The organism is Xanthomonas hortorum pv. pelargonii, assembly GCF_024499015.1.
Classification (GTDB): Bacteria; Pseudomonadota; Gammaproteobacteria; order Xanthomonadales; family Xanthomonadaceae; genus Xanthomonas; species Xanthomonas hortorum_B.
The window spans coordinates 177,870-191,917 of record NZ_CP098604.1; the positions used below are offsets into that span (position 1 = coordinate 177,870).

Consider the following 14,048-nt stretch of genomic DNA (forward strand, 5'->3'; position numbering starts at 1 on the left):
AAGCCAGTCCCTAAACCCTTGATCCACAAGATCAGCAGGCCGTGGAACCGGCAATGGAGCACGAGTATAACGGGCCGGCCAGCGCTGGCGGCGGCGCCATAAAGACGAAGGGCGCCTAACAAGGCGCCCTTCGGGTACAGCATGCGGCGTGGATCAGGCGTCGGATTCGACGATGACCTTGACCGAGGTTTCCACATCGGCGTGCAGGTGCAGCACAACGTCGTACTCGCCGACATTGCGGAATGCGCCTTCGCCCAGGATCACTTCGCTCTTTTCCAGCGGCAGGCCGGCGGCGGTGAACGCCTCGGCGATGTCGCGCGGGCCGACCGAACCGTACAGCTTGCCTTCGGTGGACGCATGCGCACCGATGGTGACGCTGGCGCCTTCGAACTTGGTGGCGCGGCTCTGTGCATCGGCCAGGATGCTGTTGGCCTTGGCCTCGTAATCGGCACGCTTGGTTTCGAACGCTTCCACGTTGGCAGCGGTGGCCGGAACGGCCTTGCCCTGCGGCACGAGGAAATTGCGGCCGTAACCCGGCTTGACGCTGACCTTGTCGCCCAGGTTGCCCAGGTTGGTCACTTTCTGCAGAAGAATCAGATCCATGGTGGTGCTCCGTTATTCGTTAGCGCCGGCACTTTGGCCTGCGCAACGGGTGCTGTCCGAATAGGAGAAGCCGGGAATCGGGATTGGGGAATCGGGAATCGTAAAAGCCCCGACCGACACCGCACACTCGAACTACCAGCCTCTATCAATTTAATAACCCGCACATGGATGTGCGGGCTCTTGTGAGGGACTCACATGAGTGACTCACATACAACCGTGCGGGTCTTGCGAAAGGAGCCGCGCAACTGGCGGACTCCTACGCGGAATTGCTTAGACGTCGTGATTGTCCGTGTACGGAATCAGCGCCAGGAAACGCGAGCGCTTGACGGCCGTCGCCAGCTGACGCTGGTACTTGGACTTGGTACCGGTCACGCGGCTCGGCACGATCTTGCCGTTCTCGGTGAGGTACTGACGCAGGGTGTTGAGATCCTTGTAATCGATCTCTTTCACGCCTTCGGCGGTGAACTTGCAGAACTTGCGACGACGGAAGAACTTGGACATGACAGCGCTCCTTAAGCGGCTTCGGCGTTGTCGCCGTCGGTATCGGTGGCGGCAGGTGCAGCATCGCCCTCATCGTCATCACGACGACGACGCTCGCTACGCTCGGGCTTGTCGCCCTTCTCGTCCTTGCTCTTCATGATCAGCGACTGCTCGGTGTCCGGGCCATCGCGCTTGACGACCAGGTGACGCAGCACCGCATCGTTGAAGCGGAAGCTTTCCACCAGCTCGCTCAGCACGGCCTGGTCGACTTCGATGTTGAGCAGCACGTAATGCGCCTTCACCAGGTTCTGGATCGGGTAAGCCAGCTGACGACGGCCCCAGTCTTCCAGACGGTGGATGGTGCCGTTACCGCCCTCGATCAGCGACTTGTAGCGCTCGATCATGGCCGGGACCTGCTCGCTCTGATCCGGGTGGACCAGGAACACGACTTCGTAATGACGACTCATGTTGTTATTACCTTTCGGATGTGGCCACGTGGGCCGGACAGCTCCCCGGTGAACCGCGCAAGGCGGCCGGTGGAGCAGGGATTCCCGCCCGGAACCGGGCAGGAAGCAGGAAAGTATGGCAGTTCAGGTGCTTAGCCGCAACCGGGCCATACCAGCAGCCAAGCTTACGAGCGTGATATCTGCGCGGCGACTGCTTAAGCCCCTCTCCCGCCGGGAGAGGGGTTGGGGTGAGGGTACGGGGCAAAGCCACTCGTGTCGTTCAACCACGCGAGGCTTCGCTCGCACCCTCATCCGCCCTTCGGGCACCTTCTCCCGAGGGGAGAAGGGATCAGCGGTGCTCGGCTGCCGTCGTGAAGCTCTCGCCGCAGCCGCACTCGGCGGTGGCATTGGGGTTGCTGAAGGTAAAGGTCTCGCTGAGCCCGTGCTTGCCGAAGTCGATGCAGGTGCCATCGACCAGCGGCAGGCTGGTGGGGTCGACGAAGATGCGCACGCCGTCCTGCTCGAATACCGCGTCGTCAGCGCGCTGGTCGCGCGCCAGGTCGGTGATGTGGCCCCAGCCCGAACAACCGGTCTTGGTCACGCCGAAGCGCAGGCCCAGCGTCCCCGGGGTCTGCTGCACGAAACGCTGCACGCGCTCCAGCGCGGCGGGGGTGAGGCTGATGGCCATGGAGGCGCTCCGAAAAACAATGGGGGCAAGTATAGCGAGGCCGCAACAACCGAGGCGGCGTCCTCAGCTGCGGCACCTTCCTCAGATGGGGACGCAGCAAGCCTGCAACAAGCACCTCGACCCACAAGCGGTTCAGATGCTCGCGCCAGCGCGCCCGCAGCCAGTAAACTCGCAGACCATTCAAAGTCGCTACGGCGAGGACAAGTCATGACGGTGGTCAGCGTTGAACATGCGCTTGCGGGGAAACTCCCCGAAGGCGGCGAAGTCACGGTACGGGGGTGGGTGCGCACGCTGCGCGGATCTGCCGGACTGGCCTTCATCAACGTGACCGATGGCTCGTGCTTCGCTCCGATCCAGGTGGTGGCGAATGACACCCTGCCCAATTTCGACGAGGTCAAGCGCCTGACCAGCGGCTGCTCGCTGATCGCCAAGGGCGTGCTGGTGAAGTCGCAGGGCAAGGGCCAGTCGTTCGAAATCCAGGCCAGCGGTGTCGAGATCGTCGGTTGGGTCGAGGACCCGCTGACCTACCCGATCCAGCCCAAGCCGATGTCGCCGGAATTCCTGCGCGAAGTGGCGCATCTGCGCCCGCGCACCAATCTGTTCGGCGCGGTCACGCGTATCCGCAACTGCCTGGCGCAGGCGGTGCACCGTTTCTTCCATCAGAACGGCTTCAACTGGATCAGCACCCCGATCGTGACCACGTCCGACGCCGAAGGTGCCGGGCAGATGTTCCGCGTCTCGACGCTGGACATGGCCAACCTGCCGCGCAACGAGAAGGGCGAGGTCGATTTCAGCCGCGACTTCTTTGGCAAGGAGACCTTCCTGACCGTGTCCGGCCAGCTCAACGTGGAGGCGTATTGCCTAGCGCTGAGCAAGGTCTACACGTTCGGCCCCACCTTCCGCGCCGAAAACAGCCACACCACGCGCCATCTGGCCGAGTTCTGGATGATCGAGCCGGAAATCGCCTTTGCCGATCTGGCCGAAGACGCGCGCCTGGCCGAGCAGTTCCTCAAGTACCTGTTCCGCGCGGTGCTGGACGAGCGCGGCGACGATCTGGCATTCCTGGCCGAGCGCGTGGACAAGAACGCGATCAGCAAGCTGGAAGCCTTCATCAATGCCCCGTTCGAGCAGATCGATTACACCGACGCGGTAAAGCTGCTGCAGAACTCCGGCAAGAAGTTCGACTTCCCGGTCGAATGGGGCCTGGATCTGCAGACCGAACACGAGCGCTGGCTGACCGAAGAACATATCGGCCGTCCGGTGGTGGTGACCAACTACCCCGAGCACATCAAGGCCTTCTACATGCGCCTGAATGACGACGGCAAGACGGTCGCTGCGATGGATGTGCTGGCACCGGGCATCGGCGAGATCATCGGCGGCAGCCAGCGCGAAGAGCGCCTGGATGTACTGGATGCACGCATGGCGCAATTCGGCCTGGATAAGGAGCACTACAGCTGGTACCGCGATTTCCGTCGCTACGGCTCGGTGCCGCATGCCGGCTTCGGCCTGGGGTTCGAGCGGCTGGTGGTCTACGTGTGCGGCCTGAGCAATATCCGCGACGCCATCCCGTATCCGCGCGCGCCGGGCAGCGCCGAGTTTTGATGTGACGACTGCTGCGTCCCTGGCGATTAGGCACCGTCTAGCAGGGACGCAGACGTTCGTGGCCCACATCACTGTGCGCATCTGCCGCTTCGACGCTGCGCCCCAGGAGCACTCCGCATGACGCTGTTCTTCGCACTGTGTTTTGTCGGTGTCGCAGTGGCAGGGCTCACCGCGTTGCTGATTTTCTGGCCGCTGACGCTGGTGCATATGCGCGACCGTCATCCGGAGGCGTTGGCCAGCTTCGGCGACCCGGCCTTCATCAGCCCCACTGCGTTGCGCTGGTTGCTGACGCGGCGCTACCGCAGCCACCGCGACAGCGCGTTGTCCGGTCTGGCCACTCCCGCCTGGCTGTCGCTGCTCACCATCTTTTTCGGCCTGGGCATGGCGGCCCTGCTCGGCCTGCTTTCCAAGGTAATGCAATGAATACGTACGAAGACACTGCCCAGGGCGAACAGGATTCCTGGTGGCTGGCCACGATCGGCCGCACGCTGATCTGGGCACGCCTGCGCGTCAATGACGCCGGCACCGCCGAGGTGCTGGACAGCGACGGCAAGACGCTGCCCTACGACAGCGAAGACAGCGCCCGTGCGGCTCTGTTCGATGCCGAATTCGTCTCGCTCGACGGGCTGGACGAAGAAGACGCGCTGATGCGCGGTTTCTCGCTCAACGAAGTCTCGCCGCCGCGCGGCGAAGACGATGCGGATCTGCGCGAACGCATGGTCGTGACCCTGGGTGGCCGCGCCTGACATGTACGCCCCACGCGCGTTTGTGCAGACCGATCTGGCCTTGCTGGACTGGCTGATCGCGCGCGACCCGTTCGTTACCCTGATCAGCCAGGGCGAGGACGGCCAGCCGGCAATCACGCATCTACCGGTGCTGTACCGACGCGATGACCAAGCAGTTGTCATCGAAGGCCACTGGGCGCGCCCCAACCCGCAGGCACGCACTCCCGGCGATGCGGTGATTGTGGTGCAGGGACCGCACGCCTACGTGTCGCCCAGCTGGTATCTGGACAAGGAAGCGGCCGCGCGCGTGCCGACCTGGAATTACGCGGTGGCGCATCTGCATGGACGTTGCAGCCAGATCACCGATGAGCGGGAAGTCGGCGATCTGATCGGCCGCATGAGCGCGCATTTCGAACAGCGTGTGGGCAGCGATTGGTTGTTCGAGATGGAGCGCGACAGCCACCGCCGGCAACTGCGCGGCCTGGTCGGCTTTCGCTTCGTGCCCAGCCGCATCGAGCTCACCTTCAAACTCAGTCAGAACCATCCGGCCGGCAATGTCGCTGCGGTCAGCAATACGCTGGAACAACAAGCCTCCAGCGAATCCCGTGAGCTGGCCACGCTGATGCGCGATGCCTTGCGCGCACGCGATGGCGCGGCCTGACCGGCACGGCACACAGTCGATTTCTGCACCACCGCTTTATGGCTCCTCTCTCGAACACACACTGCCCTCTTTCCTCTGGAATACTGCGCGCATGAACGAGCTCAACCATTTACTCGCAAACAACCAGGCCTGGTCCGAGCGCATCCGTCGCGAAGACCCGGAATTCTTCTCCAAGCTGTCCACCCAGCAGACCCCTGAATATCTGTGGATCGGCTGCTCGGATTCGCGTGTGCCGGCCAACCAGATCATCGACATGGCGCCGGGCGAAGTGTTCGTGCACCGAAATATCGCCAACGTGGTGGTGCACACCGATCTGAATTGCCTGTCGGTGATCCAGTTCGCGGTGGACGTGCTCAAGGTCAAGCACGTGTTGGTGGTAGGTCATTACGGCTGCGGCGGCGTCTTCGCCAGCCTCACCCAGAAGCGTATGGGCCTGGTCGACAACTGGATCCGCCACGTCACCGATGTGGCCGACAAGCATGAAGTCTGTCTGCACGATGCCGGCGACTTGCCGGCGCAGCACGCACGGCTATGCGAGCTCAATGTTCTGGAACAGGTGGTCAATGTCTGCCGCACCACCATCGTGCGCGATGCATGGGAACGCGGCCAGGAACTGTGCGTGCATGGTTGGGTCTACAGCCTGCGCGATGGCCGCGTGCACGATCTGGGCATGTCGATCGACCGCTCCGAGCTGCTGCAGGAGCGTTACGACACGGCACTGGCGCAGATTCAGGCCGATCACACCGAACGCTGAGTCGCACCCGCACACCCACGGCGGCGCCCATCGGCGCCGTCGGTTGGCTATGCTGGAGGTCTTCTTTGCCGAGGAACGTCCATGCTGGTCCCGCCGATCAACCTGCATGCCTGGATCGAACAACACCGCCACCTGCTCAAACCGCCGGTGGGCAACAAATGCATCCAGCAGGACGGCTTCATCATCATGATCGTCGGCGGGCCGAATGCGCGCACCGACTATCACTACGATGAGGGCCCGGAGTGGTTCTTCCAGCTCGAAGGCGAGATGGTACTGAAGGTGCAGGACGAGGGCGTGGCACGCGACATTCCGATCCGCGCCGGCGAAATCTTTCTACTGCCGCCGAAGGTGCCGCACTCGCCACAGCGCGCGGCCGGCTCGATCGGCCTGGTGATCGAGCGCGAGCGCTTGCCCAACGAACAGGACGGCCTGCAATGGTATTGCCTGCAGTGCAATCACAAACTGTACGAGGCGATGTTTCCGCTGCAGAACATCGAAACCGATTTTCCGCCGGTGTTCGATCATTTCTACCGCTCGCTTGCGCTGCGCACCTGCACCCAGTGCGGGCACGTGCATCCGGCGCCCGAGCGTTATGCCGCAACTGAGGCGTAAGTGGCGGAGAGGGTGACGATGCAGAACACGCGTAGCGGGAAGCGCTCGACGGCGCTCGAACGACAGTGGCCGGTGCGCGTGCCGTGCGGCGAGGCTGCAATGGCAGGCGACGCAGCGACCGCACGCCGGCCAACAACACGCCTGTCTGTCATCCGTGCAACTTTCATCCGCGCAGACGCGCGACGTGCATGCCGCTCGAACGCACTGCCAACGATGCCATGCTGCGCGCACTGATCGACCTCAAACCGCGCGACGTACCGCTGCGCGTTGCCCTGCGCAACACCGCCGCAGTGGTGCTGCCGCTGGCGGTGGGCGTGGCCACCGGGCATGTCGCTGCGGGTCTGGCGGTGTGTACCGGTGCGCTCAACACCATGTTCACCGACCAGCCCGGCCCGTATCGCGCGCGTCTGCAGCGCATGTTGATGGCCGCGCTGGCCGCCGGTGCGGCCGCGTTGCTGGGCATCTGGGTCGGCCACAACACCCCTGCCCTGGTGGTTGCCGGCTTGTTGCTCGGCCTGGGCGGCGGGCTGCTGGTGGCGCTCGGCCCGGTAGCCGCGCGCGTGGGCCTGACCAGCATGATCCTGCTGGTGGTCAGCGCCGATATGCGCTTGCCGATCGAGCAGGCACCTGGCGTGGCAGCGTTGATCTTCGCCGGCGGCTTGTTGCAGGTGGCGTTGGCATTGGCCGCGTGGCCGCTGCAACGCTATCGCCCGGAACGCTTCGCACTGGCCGATCTGATGCGCCAGCTGGCAGGCATCGCACGCCAGCGCCCGGAAGCCAGCGCCGCGCCGCCGGCCACGCAGGAAGTGCTCGATGCGATGGTGATGCTGCACGGCGAACATCGCTCGCGCGCGATCGCCGTGCAGAGCTTTCGCATCATTGCCGAGCTCTGCGATCGGGTACGGCTGGAGCTGCTGTCGCTGGCCGATGCCGACACCCGCCTGACCGACTCGCAGGCGCGCCCGTCAATCGAGCGCGTGCTCGAGCGCAGCGCCATCGTGCTGGAACAACTCGCGCATGCCATGACCGTTGGCGAAGACCCGTCAGCGGCTGATGCCTCGATGACCGGCTTCGACGATCTGGTCGCGGCCCTGGCGCAGTTCCAGCACGACAACGCCGATACCCGCGAGCGCCGGCTGGTGCGGGTGGCGGTGGCGCGCGCGCAAGGCTTGGGCGGCCAGTTGCGCGCCCTGATCCGCAATGCGCACTGGGCCAGCAGCCGTGGCGAGATCCAGGCGCAGTTGGCCGAAGCGCGTTTACCGGCAGCCTTGCGGCCAGCGGCGACCTTGGCCACCTTGCGCGCAAATCTGGATCTGTCCTCGGTGGCGTTTCGGCATGCGTTGCGATGCGGGGTGTGTCTGGCGCTGGCGATCGCCTTCCAGCGCTGGCAGCAGATTCCGCACGGCTTCTGGATTCCGATGACCACCGCCATCGTGCTCAAGCCGGATTTCGGCGGCACTTTCAGCTTCGGTGCCTTGCGTGTGGCAGGCACCTTCGTCGGCTTGTTGGTGGCCACGTTACTCGCACATTTTGCGATGGATGGCGCCAGCATCCGGCTGGCGTTGCTGGCGCTGTTTTGCCTGGGCTTCCGCTTGTTGACGCAGGTGAATTACGGTATCGGTGTCGCGTTTCTGACCGGCATGCTGGTGCTGTTGCTGTCGTTCGAAGGCGTGGCGCCGGGCGACGCCATCGGTGCGCGTCTGCAGGCGACGGTGGCCGGCAGCGCATGGGCGTTGATCGCCTACGCGTTGTGGCCCACGCGCGAACGCCGGCATATCCGCGCATCGCTGGCGCAACTGCTCAGCGCGTATCGCGATCATCTGCGCCATCTGTTGCTCGGCCAGATGGAGGGTTTAAGCGATACCCGCGCCGCCGCACGTGTGGCACGCACCAATGCGCAGGCCTCGATCGAGCGTCTGCGCGGCGAGCCACGCAGCCGGCGCAATCTGCACGAACTCAAACTCGCCGAATCGCTGCTGGCCAACGGCAACCGGCTGATCCGCGCCACCTTGTCGCTGGAAGCGGTGCTGCGCGATGGCCTCCCCTTACCCACGCTGGCGGCATTGCCCGCATTTGCGGAACAGGCCGATCAGGCGCTGTCGGACCTGATCGACTGCCTGATCCACGGCGGCATCCCCGCAGCGGCAACCTTGCGCAGCGCCGAGCGCCGTTTGTCCGATGCGCTGGCCGCATCGCCCGACAGCTCGCCCACCACCGCTGCATTGGCCGACACCGTCGACCGCATCACCGACAGCATCGGCACCTTGACCCATCTGTTGCGCCCGGCCCGACCAGCGTCAACCGGTGCCTCTGCAGAGGCACCGGCCGTGCATGACGGCGCACCCACTGCCGGCGGGTAAACTGACCTCACCGACCCGCGCTGCGAGCCTTGACGATGACCGACCCGCTGTCCCGCGCCCATGCCGTTGCACTGGACGCCGCCGACCCGCTGCGCCGCCTGCGCGATGCATTCGTGTTCCCGCAGCATGGCGGCCAGGATCAGACCTATTTCGTCGGCAATTCGCTGGGCCTGCAGCCGCGCGCCGCGCGCGCAATGGTGGCCGAAGTGCTCGACCAATGGGGCGCACTCGCGGTGGAAGGCCACTTCACCGGCCCCACGCAATGGCTGACGTATCACCAATTGGTGCGTGATGGCCTGGCACGCGTGGTCGGCGCACTGCCTGGCGAAGTCGTCGCGATGAACACGCTGAGTGTCAATCTGCATCTGATGATGGCCAGCTTTTACCGCCCCACGCCCGAGCGCGGCGCGATCCTGATCGAAGCCGGTGCGTTTCCGTCCGACCGTCACGCGGTGGAATCGCAACTGCGCCTGCATGGGCTGGATCCGGCCACGTACCTGATCGAAGTGGAAGCCGATGAGCCAAACGGCACCTTGTCGATGGCGGCGATTGCCGAAGCCATCGCATTGCATGGCCCGCGTCTTGCGTTGGTGCTGTGGCCCGGCATCCAGTACCGCACAGGCCAGGCCTTCGCGCTGGGCGACATCGCGCGTTTGGCGCGCGCGCAAGGCGCCGCGGTGGGTTTCGATCTGGCACATGCGGTCGGCAATATCCCGCTGACGCTGCACGACGATGGCGTGGATTTCGCAGTGTGGTGCCACTACAAATATCTCAACGCAGGGCCCGGTGCGGTGGGCGGTTGTTTCGTGCACGAACACCATGCCAACAGCGACCTGCCGCGCATGGCCGGTTGGTGGGGACACGAGCAGCAAACCCGCTTCCGCATGGACCCGCAGTTCGTGCCCTCGCCTGGTGCCGAAGGCTGGCAGCTGAGCAATCCGCCGGTACTGGCGCTGGCCCCGCTGCGTGCGTCGCTTGATGTGTTCGGCCAGGCCGGCATGCCGGCGTTGCGTGCGAAATCCGAACAGCTCACCGGCCATCTGGAACAGCTGATCCACGCACGCGTGCCGCAGGTGCTGCAGATCATCACCCCGGGCGACCCTGCGCAGCGCGGCTGCCAGCTGTCGCTGCGGGTGGCCGGCGGGCGCGCGCAAGGGCGCTCGCTGTTCGAGTATCTGCAGTCGGTCGGCGTGCTTGGCGACTGGCGCGAGCCGGACGTGATCCGCATCGCACCGGTGCCGCTGTACAACCGCTTCTGCGATCTGCACCGATTGGTCGAGCAGGTGGAAACCTGGGCCGCCGCCTGAGCACGTACGGCACAGACTGTGCCATCAAACAGATCCGCGCGTGAGCCGGAACCGGCACACGCGCACGTACACTCCGAACCCGCACCTGGCTGACCGGCTTGCGCTGTTGCCAGCCGCTTCACTTTCTCCCTCTTCGCCGGCACCCGCGTCCGGCCGCTGCCGGATACCGCATTGAGCGCAGTCTCTCCTCGTTCCCTGACACTGATCGGCGCCGGCCTGGCCGGTTGCCTGCTGGCCATCCTGTTGTCGCGTCGCGGCTGGCAGGTCACCGTCTATGAGCGCCGCGGCGATCCGCGCATCAAGGGCTACGAGTCCGGCCGCTCGATCAACCTGGCGCTGGCCGAACGCGGCCGCCACGCGCTGCGCCAGGCCGGCGCCGAAGATGCGGTAATGGCCAAGGCCGTGATGATGCGCGGGCGCATGGTGCATCCGCTGGTTGGCGAGCCGCAGCTGCAACGCTACGGGCGCGACGACAGCGAAGTGATCTGGTCGATCCACCGCGCCGCATTGAACGTCGCATTGCTGGATCTGGCCGAACAGGCCGGTACACGTGTGCATTTTTATCGGCGCCTGCACACGGTGGATTTCGATGCGGGCTACGCGCGTTTCATCGACGACCGCGACGACCAGCCGCACGAGATCCACTTCCAGAGCCTGATCGGCAGCGATGGCGCCGGCTCTGCACTGCGCGCGGCGATGCAGCGCAAATCGCCGCTAGGCGAGCGCATCGAATTTCTGGATCACTCGTACAAGGAACTGGAAATTCCACCACTGCCCGGCGGCGGTTTCCGCATCGAACGCAACGCGCTGCACATCTGGCCGCGCGGGCGCTATATGTGCATTGCGCTGCCGAACGATGGCGGCACCTTCACCGTCACGCTGTTTCTGCCCAACACAGGCGAGCCGAGCTTTGCAACCACGCGCACCGGCGACGAAGCGCTGGCCTTGTTCGCGCGCGACTTCCCGGATGCCTTGCCGCTGATTCCGCAGCTCAAGGAGCATTGGGAAGAACATCCGCCCGGGCTGCTGGGCACCTTGACGCTGGACCGCTGGCATCTGGACGGCCGCGCATTGCTGATCGGCGACGCCGCGCATGCGATGGTGCCGTTCCACGGCCAGGGCATGAATTGCGCCTTCGAAGACTGCGTGGCATTGGCGGAGCAGTTGGACGCGCACGACGATCTCGAAACCGCGTTTGCCGCGTTCGAAGCGGCACGCCGCGACGATGCGGCAGCAATCCAGCAGATGGCGCTGGAAAACTATCTGGAAATGCGCGACCGCGTCGGCGATGCCGCGTTCCTGCTGCAACGCGCGCTGGAACAGGAACTGCAGACACGCTGGCCCACCCGCTTCGTGCCGCATTACACGATGGTGACCTTCCTGCGCACGCGCTATTCGATCGCCCTGGCGCGCAGCGAGATCCAGCGCGAGATCCTGGTCGAGGCCACGCGCGGGCACACCGATCTGTCGCGCATCGACTGGGCCGCGCTGGAAGTGGTCGTGCGTGCGCGTCTGCAGCCGCTGGAAGGCGCGCACTGATCGTCGCGCACAGGCCTGCGTCAGCGAGCCGGCGTGCGGATGAGAGATACTAGGCAGCACTGGCGGCGCCCTCCGCAGCGCGCCGCGGATCTGGATTTGATACGGCATGCCTGACAGCTTTCTCTTCTACGACCTGGAAACCTTCGGCCAGGATCCGCGCCGCACGCGCATCGCGCAGTTCGCCGCCGTGCGCACCGATGCGCAGCTGCGCGTGATCGAAGAACCGATCAGTTTCTACGTGCAGCCGGCCGACGATCTGCTGCCCTCCCCGTACGCGACCATGGTCACCGGCATCACCCCGCAGCACGCGCTGCGCGAAGGCGTTAGCGAGGCCGAGGCGTTCGCGCGCATTTCCGAACAGATGAGCCGGCCGCAGACCTGCACGCTGGGCTACAACTCGATCCGCTTCGACGACGAGTTCGTGCGCTGCGGTCTGTTCCGCAATTTCTACGACCCGTACGAGCGCGAGTGGCGCGGCGGCAATTCGCGCTGGGACCTGCTCGACGTGTTGCGGCTGGTGCATGCGCTGCGCCCGGACGGCATCGTCTGGCCGCAGCGCGAAGACGGCGCCACATCATTCAAGCTCGAACACCTGGCCGATGCCAACGCAGTGCGCGAAGGCGATGCGCACGAGGCGCTCTCGGACGTCTACGCCACCATCGGCATGGCGCGCAAATTCCAGCAACATCAACCGAAATTATGGGAGTACGCGCTGCGTCTGCGCGACAAGCGCTTTGCGGCGACGTTGCTGGATGTCATCGCCATGCAGCCGGTGCTGCATATTTCGCAGCGCTATCCCGCCTCGCGCATGTGCGCCGCCGCAGTGCTGCCGCTGACGCGCCATCCGCGCATCGACAGCCGCGTGATCGTGTTCGACCTGGAAGGCGACCCGGAGGTGCTGTTGCGCCTGAGCCCGGATGAGATCGCCGACCGGTTGTATATCCGCGCCGCCGACCTGCCCGAAGGCGAGCAGCGCATTCCGCTGAAAGAAGTGCATCTGAACAAGTCGCCGGCGTTGGTGGCCTGGCAACACTTGCGGGAGGCGGATTTCCAGCGCCTGGGCGTCGACCACGACGCGGTGTTGGCCAAAGCCGCGCGCCTGCGCGAACTCGGCCCCGAGCTCGCCGAAAAAGTGCGCCAGGTGTACGGCAACGAGCGCGCTGCGGCACCAGCGGTCAACGACGCCGATGCCTCGCTCTACGACGGCTTCCTGGCCGAAGGCGACAAGCGCCTGCTAGCGCAGGTGCGTGCCAGCGCGCCGGCCGAACTGGGCGCGCTGGAATCGCGCTTTCGCGACCCGCGCCTGATCGAGCTGCTGTTCCGCTACCGCGCGCGCAACTGGCCGCAGACGCTGTCGTTCGAAGAGCAGGAACGCTGGAACGTGTACCGCCGTCAGCGCCTGCTCGAAGACCGTGGTTTGGGCGAAGTCACGCTCGATCAGTTCCATGCGCAGATTGCGGATTTACGGCTTGCTCACCCCGACGATGCTACCAAGCAAGCCCTACTCGACCAGCTCGCCGCCTGGGGTTCGGACCTCCAACGCACGCTATGACCACCTATTTTTCCGACGCCAGCTTCAAGTTTCTGCGCGCCCTGGCCCGCCACAACGACAAGACCTGGTTCAACGACCATCGGCATCAGTACGAGGCGCACGTGCGCCAGCCGTTTTTGCAGCTCATCACCGACCTGCAGCCGGCATTGGCCGAGGTCAGCGAACACTATCGCGCCGATCCCAAGACCCAGGGTGGTTCGCTGTTTCGCATCTACCGCGATGCGCGGTTTTCCAACGACAAATCGCCGTACAAGAATTGGCAAGGTGCGCGCCTGTTTCATGAGCGCCGCCGCCAGGTGCCGGCGCCCTCGTTCTACCTCCATCTACAGCCGGGCGAGAGCTTTGTCGGTGCGGGGTTGTGGCACCCGGAGCCGGATACCCAGCGCAAATTGCGACAGTTCATTTTCGACAATCCCGCCAACTGGAAAGCCGCCGCATACGAACCCAAACTGCGCCGCAAATTCGCGCTGGACGACAGCGAAAAACTGGTGCGTGCACCGCGCGGATTTCCCAACGATTTCGAGTTCATCGACGATCTCAAGCATCGCAACTGGGCCTATCTGCGGCATCTGGACGACACCATCATGACCGGCCCGCGCCTGCGCCAGACCATCGAAGCGGATCTGGTGGTGCTGGCGCCGTTTGTCGATTATCTGTGCGCCGCGCTGGATCTGGAATTTTGATGCAGCGCGCAGCGCAGGCAGCGATGCAAGCTGCAG

At 64.8% G+C, this 14,048-nt stretch carries 15 protein-coding genes; 11 read left to right on the plus strand and 4 right to left on the minus strand.

Features of this window, described 5'->3' with window-relative positions:
- Positions 1-153 precede the first annotated feature (153 nt).
- The 4 genes from rplI to NDY25_RS00750 form a co-directional block, all read right to left on the minus strand.
- The gene (rplI, locus tag NDY25_RS00735; protein ID WP_006451584.1) at positions 154-603 is read right to left on the minus strand and encodes a 50S ribosomal protein L9; all 450 of its coding nucleotides are present in this window, start codon (positions 601-603) and stop codon (positions 154-156) included.
- A gap of 270 nt (positions 604-873) precedes the next feature.
- The gene (gene rpsR / locus NDY25_RS00740) at positions 874-1,104 is read right to left on the minus strand and encodes a 30S ribosomal protein S18 (protein WP_005991243.1); all 231 of its coding nucleotides are present in this window, start codon (positions 1,102-1,104) and stop codon (positions 874-876) included.
- An 11-nt stretch (positions 1,105-1,115) separates the two neighbouring features.
- Positions 1,116-1,550 (minus strand): 30S ribosomal protein S6, encoded by a 435-nt coding sequence (gene rpsF, locus NDY25_RS00745; protein ID WP_006451585.1) that lies wholly within the window; start codon positions 1,548-1,550, stop codon positions 1,116-1,118.
- A 328-nt stretch (positions 1,551-1,878) separates the two neighbouring features.
- On the minus strand, positions 1,879-2,217 hold the full coding sequence (locus NDY25_RS00750; protein ID WP_168958544.1) for a HesB/IscA family protein: 339 nt from the start codon (positions 2,215-2,217) through the stop codon (positions 1,879-1,881).
- 207 nt (positions 2,218-2,424) lie between these two features.
- Between NDY25_RS00750 and asnS the strand changes: the two genes are divergently transcribed.
- From asnS to NDY25_RS00805, 11 genes are all read left to right on the plus strand, one after another.
- Positions 2,425-3,819, plus strand: a complete 1,395-nt coding sequence (gene asnS, locus NDY25_RS00755) for an asparagine--tRNA ligase (RefSeq protein WP_168958545.1) — start codon at positions 2,425-2,427, stop codon at positions 3,817-3,819.
- Between the two features lie 117 nt (positions 3,820-3,936).
- Entirely contained in the window at positions 3,937-4,242 is a 306-nt protein-coding gene (locus NDY25_RS00760; protein ID WP_006451589.1) for a hypothetical protein, read from the plus strand.
- The gene (locus NDY25_RS00765) at positions 4,239-4,565 is read left to right on the plus strand and encodes a hypothetical protein (protein ID WP_168958476.1); all 327 of its coding nucleotides are present in this window, start codon (positions 4,239-4,241) and stop codon (positions 4,563-4,565) included. The genes NDY25_RS00760 and NDY25_RS00765 overlap by 4 nt, the downstream gene beginning before the upstream one ends.
- Before the next feature lies 1 nt (position 4,566).
- On the plus strand, positions 4,567-5,205 hold the full coding sequence (locus NDY25_RS00770; RefSeq protein WP_168958477.1) for an FMN-binding negative transcriptional regulator: 639 nt from the start codon (positions 4,567-4,569) through the stop codon (positions 5,203-5,205).
- 91 nt (positions 5,206-5,296) lie between these two features.
- Positions 5,297-5,959 (plus strand): carbonate dehydratase, encoded by a 663-nt coding sequence (can, locus tag NDY25_RS00775; protein WP_074057730.1) that lies wholly within the window; start codon positions 5,297-5,299, stop codon positions 5,957-5,959.
- An 81-nt stretch (positions 5,960-6,040) separates the two neighbouring features.
- Positions 6,041-6,571 (plus strand): 3-hydroxyanthranilate 3,4-dioxygenase, encoded by a 531-nt coding sequence (locus NDY25_RS00780; RefSeq protein ID WP_168958478.1) that lies wholly within the window; start codon positions 6,041-6,043, stop codon positions 6,569-6,571.
- 218 nt (positions 6,572-6,789) lie between these two features.
- Positions 6,790-8,931: an FUSC family protein gene (locus tag NDY25_RS00785; RefSeq protein WP_168958546.1), complete on the plus strand. Its 2,142-nt coding sequence runs from the start codon at positions 6,790-6,792 to the stop codon at positions 8,929-8,931.
- 35 nt (positions 8,932-8,966) lie between these two features.
- Positions 8,967-10,238, plus strand: coding sequence for a kynureninase (kynU, locus tag NDY25_RS00790; RefSeq protein ID WP_168958479.1), 1,272 nt, complete (start codon positions 8,967-8,969; stop codon positions 10,236-10,238).
- 171 nt (positions 10,239-10,409) lie between these two features.
- A complete protein-coding gene (locus tag NDY25_RS00795) occupies positions 10,410-11,777 on the plus strand; it encodes an FAD-dependent oxidoreductase (protein ID WP_168958480.1) in 1,368 nt (455 codons plus the stop codon).
- 106 nt (positions 11,778-11,883) lie between these two features.
- The gene (gene sbcB, locus NDY25_RS00800) at positions 11,884-13,329 is read left to right on the plus strand and encodes an exodeoxyribonuclease I (protein WP_168958481.1); all 1,446 of its coding nucleotides are present in this window, start codon (positions 11,884-11,886) and stop codon (positions 13,327-13,329) included.
- The gene (locus NDY25_RS00805) at positions 13,326-14,012 is read left to right on the plus strand and encodes a DUF2461 domain-containing protein (protein WP_168958482.1); all 687 of its coding nucleotides are present in this window, start codon (positions 13,326-13,328) and stop codon (positions 14,010-14,012) included. Before sbcB ends, NDY25_RS00805 begins: the two co-directional genes overlap by 4 nt.
- The last annotated feature ends 36 nt before the right edge of the window (positions 14,013-14,048 follow it).

Bases quoted from the DNA above. Each gene is read 5' to 3' on its own strand.
- rplI (WP_006451584.1), bottom strand. From the start codon at position 603: ATGGATCTGATTCTTCTGCAGAAAGTGACCAACCTGGGCAACCTGGGC.
- rpsR (WP_005991243.1), bottom strand. From the start codon at position 1,104: ATGTCCAAGTTCTTCCGTCGTCGCAAGTTCTGCAAGTTCACCGCCGAA.
- rpsF (WP_006451585.1), bottom strand. From the start codon at position 1,550: ATGAGTCGTCATTACGAAGTCGTGTTCCTGGTCCACCCGGATCAGAGC.
- NDY25_RS00750 (WP_168958544.1), bottom strand. From the start codon at position 2,217: ATGGCCATCAGCCTCACCCCCGCCGCGCTGGAGCGCGTGCAGCGTTTC.
- asnS (WP_168958545.1), top strand. From the start codon at position 2,425: ATGACGGTGGTCAGCGTTGAACATGCGCTTGCGGGGAAACTCCCCGAA.
- NDY25_RS00760 (WP_006451589.1), top strand. From the start codon at position 3,937: ATGACGCTGTTCTTCGCACTGTGTTTTGTCGGTGTCGCAGTGGCAGGG.
- NDY25_RS00765 (WP_168958476.1), top strand. From the start codon at position 4,239: ATGAATACGTACGAAGACACTGCCCAGGGCGAACAGGATTCCTGGTGG.
- NDY25_RS00770 (WP_168958477.1), top strand. From the start codon at position 4,567: ATGTACGCCCCACGCGCGTTTGTGCAGACCGATCTGGCCTTGCTGGAC.
- can (WP_074057730.1), top strand. From the start codon at position 5,297: ATGAACGAGCTCAACCATTTACTCGCAAACAACCAGGCCTGGTCCGAG.
- NDY25_RS00780 (WP_168958478.1), top strand. From the start codon at position 6,041: ATGCTGGTCCCGCCGATCAACCTGCATGCCTGGATCGAACAACACCGC.
- NDY25_RS00785 (WP_168958546.1), top strand. From the start codon at position 6,790: ATGCTGCGCGCACTGATCGACCTCAAACCGCGCGACGTACCGCTGCGC.
- kynU (WP_168958479.1), top strand. From the start codon at position 8,967: ATGACCGACCCGCTGTCCCGCGCCCATGCCGTTGCACTGGACGCCGCC.
- sbcB (WP_168958481.1), top strand. From the start codon at position 11,884: ATGCCTGACAGCTTTCTCTTCTACGACCTGGAAACCTTCGGCCAGGAT.
- NDY25_RS00805 (WP_168958482.1), top strand. From the start codon at position 13,326: ATGACCACCTATTTTTCCGACGCCAGCTTCAAGTTTCTGCGCGCCCTG.